At 71.1% G+C, this 10,416-nt stretch carries 8 protein-coding genes and 1 pseudogene; 8 read left to right on the forward strand and 1 reads right to left on the reverse strand.

Going from position 1 to position 10,416, the window contains the following annotated elements; genetic code table 11:
- The 8 genes and pseudogenes from AC1Z3O_RS18915 (at position 1) to AC1Z3O_RS18950 (ending at position 9,314) form a co-directional block, all read left to right on the forward strand.
- Positions 1 to 1,518 carry a sensor histidine kinase gene (locus AC1Z3O_RS18915; protein WP_483517238.1) on the forward strand — a complete coding sequence of 506 codons (1,518 nt, stop codon included), beginning with the start codon at positions 1 to 3 and terminating at the stop codon, positions 1,516 to 1,518.
- Between the two features lie 360 nt (positions 1,519 to 1,878).
- Positions 1,879 to 2,847 (forward strand): Bug family tripartite tricarboxylate transporter substrate binding protein, encoded by a 969-nt coding sequence (locus tag AC1Z3O_RS18920; protein ID WP_483517239.1) that lies wholly within the window; start codon positions 1,879 to 1,881, stop codon positions 2,845 to 2,847.
- 211 nt (positions 2,848 to 3,058) lie between these two features.
- Complete coding sequence (locus AC1Z3O_RS18925) at positions 3,059 to 3,532, forward strand: tripartite tricarboxylate transporter TctB family protein (protein ID WP_483517240.1); 474 nt, start codon at positions 3,059 to 3,061, stop codon at positions 3,530 to 3,532.
- A 67-nt stretch (positions 3,533 to 3,599) separates the two neighbouring features.
- Positions 3,600 to 5,114 carry a tripartite tricarboxylate transporter permease gene (locus tag AC1Z3O_RS18930; RefSeq protein WP_483517241.1) on the forward strand — a complete coding sequence of 505 codons (1,515 nt, stop codon included), beginning with the start codon at positions 3,600 to 3,602 and terminating at the stop codon, positions 5,112 to 5,114.
- Positions 5,115 to 5,260: 146 nt separating this feature from the next.
- Positions 5,261 to 6,319 carry an AbrB family transcriptional regulator gene (locus AC1Z3O_RS18935; protein WP_483517242.1) on the forward strand — a complete coding sequence of 353 codons (1,059 nt, stop codon included), beginning with the start codon at positions 5,261 to 5,263 and terminating at the stop codon, positions 6,317 to 6,319.
- A 119-nt stretch (positions 6,320 to 6,438) separates the two neighbouring features.
- Positions 6,439 to 6,855: a PaaI family thioesterase gene (locus tag AC1Z3O_RS18940; RefSeq protein ID WP_483517243.1), complete on the forward strand. Its 417-nt coding sequence runs from the start codon at positions 6,439 to 6,441 to the stop codon at positions 6,853 to 6,855.
- Between the two features lie 13 nt (positions 6,856 to 6,868).
- Positions 6,869 to 7,763, forward strand: a pseudogene (locus tag AC1Z3O_RS18945) (patatin-like phospholipase family protein).
- Positions 7,764 to 7,856: 93 nt separating this feature from the next.
- Positions 7,857 to 9,314 carry a dihydrolipoyl dehydrogenase family protein gene (locus AC1Z3O_RS18950; RefSeq protein ID WP_483517244.1) on the forward strand — a complete coding sequence of 486 codons (1,458 nt, stop codon included), beginning with the start codon at positions 7,857 to 7,859 and terminating at the stop codon, positions 9,312 to 9,314.
- A gap of 31 nt (positions 9,315 to 9,345) precedes the next feature.
- On the opposite strand, the gene AC1Z3O_RS18955 is transcribed toward AC1Z3O_RS18950, so the two are convergent.
- The gene (locus AC1Z3O_RS18955) at positions 9,346 to 10,224 is read right to left on the reverse strand and encodes a ChaN family lipoprotein (protein ID WP_483517245.1); all 879 of its coding nucleotides are present in this window, start codon (positions 10,222 to 10,224) and stop codon (positions 9,346 to 9,348) included.
- Positions 10,225 to 10,416 lie beyond the last annotated feature (192 nt).

The following is a 10,416-nucleotide window of genomic DNA, read 5'->3' on the forward strand; positions in this document are numbered from 1 at the left end:
ATGGCCGGCGACGCCGCCCCGCCCCGGCCATCCCGGCCATCCCGGCCGCCGCGCCAGCCTCGGCCGGTCAGGCGCTGGCTGCGCGGCAGCCTGCGCCGGCAGCTGCTGCTCCTGCTGCTGCCGGCGCTGGCCGCCATGATGGCGCTGGACACCTGGCTCACCTACGGCACCCTGCGCGATGCCGCCAACGCGGCTTACGACCGTTCGCTGTACGGCTCCGTGCGCGCCATCGACAACGCCATCGGCATGGACGGCGAGAACGTGCAGCTGACGCTGCCCGACGCGGCCATGGAGGCCTTCGAAAGCGCGGCCCAGACCCGCGTGTTCTACCGCGTCTCGGTCGAGCGCGTCGGGCGCATCGAGACCGTCACCGGCTATGACGACCTGCCGCTGCCCGGCGGCGAGCTGGCCAGCAACCAGCCCCGCTTCTACGACGCGCAGTACCGCGGCGACCCGGTGCGCATCGCGGTGCTCGCCCATCCGGTTTACCGGCCCAACGCGCACCTGCGCGTGGTGATCCAGGTGGCCGAGACGGCCGAGCCGCGCGCGGCCCTGATCGGCACGGTGTGGCGCAGCGCGCTGGCGCGCGACCTACTGCTGATCCTGGTCAGCGCCGCCGTGTTGGTGGGCGGCGTGACCTATGTGCTGCGGCCGCTGGCGCGCGTGCGCGACGACGTCGAGGCGCGCTCACCCGACGACCTGACGCCGCTGGCCTTCGAGCACGTGCCAGTCGAAGTGCGCCCCCTGGTGGACGCGGTGAACCGGCACGTGTCGCGCTCGGCGGCGCTGGCGCAGGCGCAGACGCAGTTCATCGCCGACGCCGCGCACCAGTTGCGCACGCCGCTGGCGGTGCTCAAGACCCAGGCCGAGTTCGCCCAGCGCCAGCTCGACAGCCTGGCGGACCGCACGCCTGCGCAGCAGGCCGCGGCCGAAGCCGTGGGCGGCATGGTGACCCAGCTGGAACAGGCAGCGCGGCTGACCAACCAGCTGCTGGCGCTGGCGCGCGTGCGCCAGCACCCCGCTGACGGTGCCAGCCAGGCAGCGCAGGCGGCCGAGACCGTCGAAGTGGTCGATGCCGTGGCCCTGGCCGAGCAGGTGGCGCTGGACTACCTGCCGCTGGCCCGCAGCAAGCAGCAGGACTTCGGCTGGGAGCGCCAGCCCGGCCTGGCGCTGCCGGTGCGCGCCGATGCCGCGCTGCTGCGCGAGGCGCTGGCCAACCTGGTGCACAACGCCATCCAGTATTCGCCGCGCGGCAGTCGCATCACGCTGTCGGCGGCACGCGCGGCCGACACCGCCCGCCTGGTGGTCGAGGACGACGGCCCTGGCATTCCCGCCGAGGAACGCGAGAAGGTGTTCGCGCGCTTCTACCGCCGCGTGGGTCATGCCGAGCCCGGCTCCGGCCTGGGCCTGGCCATCTCGCGTGAGATGGCGGCGCGCTTCGGCGGCACCGTAGTGCTCGGCGAGGCCGCCAGCGGACGCGGCTTGCGGGCCGTGCTGACCCTGCCGCTGGCCGGCTGACGGCCGCTGCCGTGCCGGCGGATCCGCCCTGGTGGACCCGTGCGCCGGGGCCCGGCGGCCGGCCCGCCACCGGCCATGTATGCAGTTGCAGGCATCCACCCCCAGGTTAACCCCTAGGCATTCCGACAGGCTTTGACAGCCAATTGACAGTTTGACCCGCCTAGAATGCGGCCATGGTCAGGTATTACTGACCAGACATTGAGAAGCACAACAACAAGTCCGGTAATCAGGCCATGCCAGGACGGGAGACAGCGCGAACCCGCGCGCGGCAGCCACGCCGCCGCCGCTCTTCCCGACCCGCGGTGCCGCCGGACGCTACCGGCCCCAAGCGAAGGGGCCGGCAACCAGAGAGGAGAGCTCATGCGCCGCAACCTGCATCGTCTTGCCCACGTCGTACTGGCATCCGCCGCCATCACCGCCACCGTGGCCTCGGCCCCGGCCTTCGCGATTGACAGCGTCAAGTTCATGATCGGCGCCAACCCCGGCGGCGGCTTCGACCAGACCGGCCGCTCGCTGGGCGCCGCCATGGTCTCCGCCGGCGTGGCCAAGACCGCGTCCTACGACAACAAGGGCGGTGCGGGCGGCACCATCGGCCTGACCCAGTTCGTCAACACCGACAAGGGCAACCCCAACGCGCTGGTGGTGACCGGCGCGGTGATGGTGGGCGCCATCGAGACCAACAAGCCGCCCGTCACGCTGAAGAACGCCACCCCGATCGCGCGCCTGTTTGCCGACACCATGGTGATCACCGTGCCGGCCTCGTCGCCGATCAAGTCGATGAAGGACCTGGTCACCCAGCTCAAGGCCAATCCGGGCAGCGTCAGCTGGGGCGGCGGCTCCAAGGGTTCCATCGACCACATCCTGGCCGGCCTGATCGCCAAGGAAAGCGGCGTCGATCCGAAGAAGATCAACTACGTGCCCTTCCAGGGCGGCGGCGAAGCCTCGGCCTCCATCCTGGGCGGCCACGTGACCGCCGGCATCGCGGGCGTGTCCGAGTTCCTGCCCTTCATCAAGAGCGGCAAAATGCGCGCGCTGGCGGTGACCTCCAAGGACCGCACCGCCGACCTGCCGACGCTGAAGGAGCAGGGCATCAATGTCGAGATCTACAACTGGCGCGGCGTGTACGGCGCGCCCGGCATCAGCGCCGAGCAGCGCAAGGCCCTGATCGACGCCGTGGTCAAGGCCACCGAGACCCCGGTGTGGAAGGAAACGCTGTCCAAGAACGACTGGACGCCCTTCCTGCTGACCGGCGACGAGTTCTCGCGTTTCGTCGACAGCGAATCGGCCCGCCTGGGCGCGACGCTGCGCGAACTGGGCGTGGCCAAGTAAGCTCGCGGGCGCACACCCACCGCCTTTTTCGTTCCGTTTCACCCGTCGTACCCGCCCGCGCGCCGGCACCGGCCGGCGCGCGAAGTCAGGGCCGGGGCCCGGCGTCCGCCACCTGCGACACCGACAAACAAAACCATACGTCGCCGGGCCCCCGCTCACGCGGGATCCGATCGACTCCCGCCGGCTGCCGCCGGCCGAAGGAGCCAACAGCATGAAGCCCTCACACCTCGCCATCGGCATCGCCGTGCTGGCGCTTTCCCTTTTCTTCTTCGTCGGCCTGCCCGGCATCTCGGACGACGCCGGCTATGCGGGGCTGTCCCCGCGTTTCGTGCCCACCCTGGTGGCCATCGGCCTGGCCGTGTGCGGCGCGCTGCTGACCTGGCAGGGCGTGCGCGGCGGCTTCCGCAACATGCCAGAGGAAGACGCCGAGCTGCCCTCGGCGCCGCACAACCTGCGCGGCTTCCTGTGGGTGGCGGCGGGCCTGGTGCTGAACATGGCCCTGATCGGCACGCTGGGCTTCGTGCTGGCGTCGACGCTGATGATGGTGTGCGTGGCGCGCGGCTACGGCAGCCGCCGCCTGGTACGCGATGCGCTGATCGGCCTGGCGGTGACGCTGCCGATGTGGGCGCTGTTCGAATTCCTGCTGAGCATCAACCTGCCGCTGCTGCCGGTGGCCGGCTTCTGAGGCTGCGCCGCAGACCGATCTCCCAAGTCCTCGTTTCGTCGGTCCCGAATCCGGCACGGAGTCTGATATGGATACCCTGAACCAGTTGATGCACGGCTTCGCCGTGGCCATCACGCCGATCAACCTGATGTGGGCCCTGGTGGGCTGCTTCCTCGGCACCGCCATCGGCGTGCTGCCCGGCATCGGGCCGGCGCTGACCGTGGCCATGCTGCTGCCGCTGACCACCAAGGTCGAGCCGACCGCCGCCCTGATCATGTTCGCCGGCATCTACTACGGCGCCATGTACGGCGGCTCCACCACTTCCATCCTGATGAACACCCCGGGCGAGTCGTCCACCATGGTGACGGCGATGGAAGGCAATCTGATGGCCAAGAACGGCCGCGCCGGCCCGGCGCTGGCCACCGCGGCGATCGGCTCCTTCGTGGCCGGCACCATCGCCACCGTGCTGCTGTCGATGTTCGCGCCGGTGGCCGCCGACGTGGCGCTGCAGTTCGGCCCGGGCGAATACTTCATGATCATGTTGCTGGCCTTCACCACGGTGTCGGCGGTGCTCGGTTCCTCGCTGCTGCGCGGCATGACCAGCCTGTTCCTGGGCCTGGGCATCGGCCTGATCGGCATGGACTCGCTGTCGGGCCAGACGCGCTACTCGATGGGCGTGCAGGAGCTGTATGACGGCGTCGACATCGTGGTGGTGGCCGTCGGCCTGTTCGCGGTGGGCGAGGCGCTGTTCAACGCCTTTTTCCCGCAGCCGGCCGGCACCTTCAACAAGGTTGGCTCGGTGATGATGAACCGCTCCGACTGGAAGCGCTCGGTGCCGGCCTGGATCCGCGGCACGGTAATCGGCTTCCCCTTCGGCCTGATCCCGGCCGGCGGCGCCGAGATCCCGACCTTCCTGTCGTACGCCACCGAGAAGAAGCTGTCCAAGCACCAGGAAGACTTCGGCAAGGTCGGCGCCATCGAAGGCGTGGCCGGCCCCGAGGCCGCCAACAACTCGGCGGTGACCGCCACGCTGGCGCCGCTGCTGACGCTGGGCATCCCCACCTCGAACACCACCGCCATCCTGCTGGCGGCGTTCCAGAACTACAACCTGCAGCCGGGCCCGATGCTGTTCCAGACCTCGGGCGACCTGGTCTGGGGCCTGCTCGCCTCGCTCTACATCGGCAACGTGATGCTGCTGGTGCTGAACCTGCCGGCCATCGGCCTGTGGGTGCGCATGCTGCGCATTCCCACTCCGCTGCTGTACGGCGGCATCCTGATCTTCGCCGGCCTGGGCGCCTACGGCATCCGCCAGTCGTGGTTCGACCTGCTGCTGCTGTTCGTGATCGGCCTGCTGGGCATGGCGATGCGGCGCTTCGACTTCCCCACCGCGCCGGTGATCGTCGGCCTGATCCTGGGGCCGATCGCGGAGAAGCAGATGCGCAACGCGCTGTCGATCAGCCAGGGCGACTGGTCGGTCTTCGTGACCCAGCCGATCTCGGCCACCATCCTGGCCATGACCGTGGCCGTGGTGCTGATCCCGCGCCTGCTGGGCTGGCTGGCACGGCGCAGTGCCAGCCGCGGCATCGCCGACCCGGCGGGCTGAGCGCACGCCTCACTACGGGCCAGGCCCGGCACGCAACCCGCGCGCCGGGCCTTTTTGTTTCTCCCACCTGCGTCCCAGCGGCGGCATCGACTGCCGCCCACCGACAAGAAGAACCGCGCCGGCGCATGCCGCCAGGCCGACTCCCCATGCCCTCTCTGCTCCACCGCTGGCGTCCGGTCCTGCTGACGCTGCTGCTCGGCCTTGCCGCCGCGCTGTTCTGCACCCTGCTGCACACGCCGCTGCCCTGGATGATCGGGCCGCTGCTGTCGGTGGCCACCGCGCGCATGCTGGGCGCGGACCTGCGCACACCCACCCAGGCGCGCAATGCCGGCCAGTGGACCATCGGCACCGCGCTCGGCCTGTACTTCAGGCCGCCGGTGGTGACCAAGCTGGTCGAGTTCCTGCCCTATATCGTCGCGGCCTCGCTGTTCGCGCTGGCGCTCGGCGCGGGTGGCGCGCTGCTGCTGCGCCGCGCGACGGGCGTCGCCTTCAAGACCGCCTACTTCTCCACCGCCATCGGCGGCGCCTCGGAGATGGCCAACCTGGCCGAGCGCAACGGCGCGCGCATCGACCAGGTGGCCGCGGCGCATTCGCTGCGCGTGCTGCTGGTGGTCGTGCTGGTACCCGGCATCTTCCAGTACGGCGGGGTGCACGGGCTGGACCCCTTCGTGCCGGGTCCGCGCAATGTGGACGTGCCTGGGCTGCTGGTGCTGATCGCCATCACGCTGGCGGCCGCGCTCGCACTCAAGCGGCTGAACCTGCCGAATCCCTTCGTCATCGGCACGCTGATCGCCGCGGCCTTGCTGACGGCCTCGGGCATCGAGCTGTCGGCCATCCCGGCCTGGATGAGCCGCGCCGGCCAGCTGCTGATCGGCGTCTCGCTGGGCGCGCGCTTCTCGCGCGAATTCCTGCACACGGCGCCGCGCTTCCTCTCGGGCGTGGTGCTCTACACGGTGCTGGCGCTGCTGCTGTCGGCGCTGTTCGGCTGGGGCCTGTCGGCATTGTCGAGCGTGCACCCGGCCACCGCCATCCTGGGTACCACCCCGGGCGGCATCGCCGAGATGTGCATCACCGCCAAGGTGCTGGAACTGGGGGTGCCGCTGGTGACCGCCTTCCATGTGATCCGGATGGCCTTCGTGGTGCTGTGCACCGGGCCCCTGTATCATTGGCTGAAGCATCGGGCCGCGCCGGAGGAGACCGAGTAGCCACGGGCCGATGCGCAGCAAGCGCCGCGCCTGCAGTGGCGCGCGGATCGCAGCGGCAGGCAGCACGCCGCGACAGGACAACAATGACAACGGCGCCGCGCGCGCCCGACAGGATCGCCATGCCCGAGCCTACCCTGACCCTTGCCGCCATCGACGCCATGCTGGAGCGCGTACTCGCGCCCTGGGTGCGCCAGCTGGGCCTGCGCGCCGAGCAGGTGGACGGACAGGGCGTGACGCTGCGCCTGCCCTTCGACCCGTCGCTGCGCCATGCCGGCGGCGTGGTCTGCGGCCAGGTGCTGATGTCGGCGGCCGACACCGCCATGATCGTCGCCGTGGCCAATGCGCTGGGCGACTTCCGCCCCATGACCACGGTCACGCTCACCACCAACTTCATGCGCCCGGTGATCGAGGGCGACATCCTGGTGCGCGCCAACGTGCTGCGCCTGGGCAAGACCGTGGTGTTCGGCGAGATGGAACTGAGCGGCACGGACGGCAAGCTGGCCGTGCAGGCCACCACCACCTACGCGCTGCTCTGAGGCAGGAAGCACGATGGACACGTCGGCCAGCCCCTTCGACCAGGTCGTCTTCGCCGGCGGCGGCAACCGCTGCTGGTGGCAGGCGGGTTGGTGGGACACGGTGGCACCCGAGACTCAACCTGCGCCCACGCGTGATCACCGCCATCTCGGCCGGCGCCGCCACCGCCTGCATGCTGTATGCGCACGACTCGCACGAGACCATGGCCTACTACCGCGAGGTGCTGGCCGGCAATCGCCGCAATGCCTACTGGGGCAACCTGCTGCGCAGCGAGCGCGTGTTCCCGCACTACGGCATCTACCGCGCGGCACTGCTGTCGCTGTTCGGCGAGGGACGGCTCGCGCGGCTGCAGGACGCACCCGAGATCCGCATCGGCGTGGCCCATATCCCGCGCTGGAGCGGGCCGCGCCTGGCGGTGGCGGCAGGCCTGCTGGCCTACAACATCGACAAGCACCTGCTGAAGACCCTGCACCCGCGCCTGGGCCGCAAGCTTGGCTTCCGCCCGGAATTCGTGCTGGCGCAGGACTGCGCTGCGCCGGAAGCGCTGGCCGACCTGCTGCTGCAGTCGTCCAGCACGCCGCCGTTCACGCCGGTGCTGCGGCGCGAGGGCAGGGCGGTGCTCGATGGCGGCCTGGTCGACAATGTGCCGGTCGATGCCTTGGACAATACCCCCGGCAACGTGCTGGTCCTGGTCACCCGCCTGTATCCGCGGCCATCGCGCTTCGTGCTGGAGCGGCACGGGCAGCGCCGGCTCTATCTGCAGCCCTCGCAGCGCGTGCCGGTCTCGAGCTGGGACTACACCCGCCCGGAAGGCATGATGCAAGCCTATGCGCTGGGCCAGCGCGACGGCGAGGCCTTCCTGCGCGACTGGCCGACGATTCGCATTCACGAGTTGCCCGCCGCCGCGTAGCTGCCGGCGTGGGCGCGCCGGCCCGTGCCGGCGCTTCTGTCATGTTCGTGGCGGGTGCACGGCACCGCCGCCACGCCGCAACAGGAGGAACGGATGACCAAGCGCCAAGCCAACCCCGCCACGCAGCGCAAGCGTGCCTCGCAGGTCAGCGCCGAGCCGGCGCCCGAACGCGTGCCCCGGCGCACGCGCGGCAAGCCTGCCGCGCGCCGGCGCGAGGCGGACTTCATCGTGATCGGCGCCGGTTCGGGCGGCATGGCCGCGGCGCGGCGTGCTGCCGCGCACGGCGCCCGCGTGATCCTGGTCGAGCGCGACGCCATCGGCGGCACCTGCGTGAACCGGGGCTGCGTGCCCAAGAAAATGCTGTCCTACGGCGCCAGCCTGGCCGCCATCCTGTCCGGCTGCCTGTCGCACACCGGCGCGCGCGAGGACTGGAGCGACGCCATCGTGCGCGTCGATGCCGAGGTCGCGCGCCTGAACGTGATCTACACCGAGCGGCTGCAGCAGGCCGGCGTGACGCTGCTGGGTGGCGACGCCAGGCTCGTCGCCCCCGACGAGCTCGCCGTGGGCGATGAGATCCTGCACGCGCGGCGCATCCTGCTGGCCACCGGCGCGCGCCCGCGCAAGCTGCCGGTGCCCGGCGGCGAGCTGGCCTGCAGCTCCGACGATATCTTCACCTGGAAGAGCCTGCCAGCTTCGCTGGCGGTGGTCGGCGGCGGCTATATCGCGGTGGAGCAGGCATCCATCCTGTCGCGCTTCGGCGTCAAGGTCGACCTGCTGGTGCGCGGCGACCGCCTGCTGCGGCGCTTCGACCACGACCTCTCGGCGGCGCTATGCGAGGCCCTGGTGGCGCAAGGCATCCGCGTGCACCTGAACACGGAGGTGACGCTGCTGGCCCAAGCCAACGGCGCCATCGAAGTCTGCCACCGCCAGCGCGGGGGCAACGGCAAAGTCGAGTCGCTGCGCGCGCAGGCCGTGCTGGCAGCCATTGGGCGCGCCGCGCAGCTCGACGGGCTTGGCCTGGACGCGCTGGGCGTGCGCCGCACCGAGCGCGGCAGCATCGCCGTCGACCGCCAGTTCCGCAGCTCGCTTCGCTCCCTCTATGCCATCGGCGACGTCACCGACCTGCCGCAGCTGACGCCGGTGGCGATCGCACAAGGCCGCTGGCTGGCCGACCGGCTGTTCGACCGCCGCGGCGACCGCGCCGATTTCGACTACATCCCCTCGGCCGTCTTCTGCGAACCGGCCATCGCCAGCGTGGGCCTGAGCGAAGCCGCCGCCGTGGAAGCGGCCGGCAAGCCCGAGCGCATCCGCACCGTGGTCAAGCGCTTCGTCTCGCTGGAGAACCGCTTCGGCGGCAACGAACAGGCCTCGCTGGTCAAGCTGGTGATGAACGCGCGCAGCGGCCGCGTGCTGGGTGCGCACATGATGGATGGCGCCGCGCCCGAGGTCATCCAGGCCTTGGCCGTGGCGCTGCGCTTGGGGGTGAAGGAGCACCACCTGCAGAGCACGGTGCAACTGCACCCGACGGTGGCCGAGGAACTGTTCGGCTGAGCCGGCGCGCCCGGCGCACCCGGCGCGTGGCTCAACCCGCGGCGCGCGGCGCTGGCCGCGGCACGTCCTCGCAGGGATCGGGCCGCGCCTGCGGCGGCACCAGCACCACGCGGTCATAGGCGCCGGCTTCGCCCTGGGCGGCGCTCTCCAGATAGCCCACGCTGTAGATCTCGCCCGCGCCGGCGCGCAGCCAGCGCGGCGCGCCGAGATCGCGCCGCACGTGGCCATTGCCCGCGATCAGCACGGCGCCGCGATCGGCGTAGGGGCGCAGGGTGTCGGCCATCACCGCGTCACGCGCCGCCTGTGCGGCGAGCATGCCGGGCAGCATGGCCTCGGGGAAGCGGCCGCAGTGGCCGGCGTCTAGCACCGCCGTCTGCGCGCTGACGAGGTCCGCCGGCAGCGGCCCCTCCAGGCCCAGCCGCCGGCGCGCGTCGGGCGTGAAGACTTCGCCCAGCCCGCCGGCCACGATGCGCTGCGCGTCGGCACGCGACAGGTTGGCCGCCAGCAGCGGCAGGTCGTAGCGCAGCGCCAGCGCCACCACCGGCGTATAGAAGTCCCACTGCCAGCCCTTGCCACCGGCCTGCGCCACCAGATAGGCGGCATCGTCCGGCCGCTCGCGCCGCGCACGCTCGATGTCCGGCTGGCGCTCGCGGTCGAACTGCTCCATGGCGATGGCCGGCCGCCAGCCGGCCGCGAGCGCGTCAGTCAGCGCCAGCAGGCGCCGCTTCTGCCCGTCGGCATTGTCATGGACCTCGCCCAGCAACACGTAGGTCTTGCCGGTGAACTGCTGCGCCACATCGGCGGCGGCAGTCTGCGGCGAGGATCCGGCGCAGCCGCCCAGCAGGGCCAGTGCGGCGAGCGCCGCCAGCGCGCCGAGCGCAAGCCGGCGGGAAGAGGGCGAGAGAGGCATGCAGGAATCCTTCGGCGAGTCGAGGGGAAGCCGTGGACGTCGAGTGAGCGCGGCTGTGCGCATGATAGGGCATGTGGCGTAGGAAGGATGCGGGATGCGCGATGCGCGATGCGCCAACACCAATCGCCAAGCATGGTGTCTTGGCTCCCTCTCCCCTCATGGGGAGAGGGTTGGGGTGAGGGGTGGTCTAGC

The organism is Cupriavidus sp. 09_S30, assembly GCF_056930435.1.

Excerpts from the sequence above, each read along its gene's own strand:
- AC1Z3O_RS18935 (WP_483517242.1), top strand. The coding sequence starts at position 5,261 with ATGCCCTCTCTGCTCCACCGCTGGCGTCCGGTCCTGCTGACGCTGCTG.
- AC1Z3O_RS18950 (WP_483517244.1), top strand. The coding sequence starts at position 7,857 with ATGACCAAGCGCCAAGCCAACCCCGCCACGCAGCGCAAGCGTGCCTCG.
- AC1Z3O_RS18920 (WP_483517239.1), top strand. The coding sequence starts at position 1,879 with ATGCGCCGCAACCTGCATCGTCTTGCCCACGTCGTACTGGCATCCGCC.
- AC1Z3O_RS18930 (WP_483517241.1), top strand. The coding sequence starts at position 3,600 with ATGGATACCCTGAACCAGTTGATGCACGGCTTCGCCGTGGCCATCACG.
- AC1Z3O_RS18915 (WP_483517238.1), top strand. The coding sequence starts at position 1 with ATGGCCGGCGACGCCGCCCCGCCCCGGCCATCCCGGCCATCCCGGCCG.
- AC1Z3O_RS18955 (WP_483517245.1), bottom strand. The coding sequence starts at position 10,224 with ATGCCTCTCTCGCCCTCTTCCCGCCGGCTTGCGCTCGGCGCGCTGGCG.
- AC1Z3O_RS18940 (WP_483517243.1), top strand. The coding sequence starts at position 6,439 with ATGCCCGAGCCTACCCTGACCCTTGCCGCCATCGACGCCATGCTGGAG.
- AC1Z3O_RS18925 (WP_483517240.1), top strand. The coding sequence starts at position 3,059 with ATGAAGCCCTCACACCTCGCCATCGGCATCGCCGTGCTGGCGCTTTCC.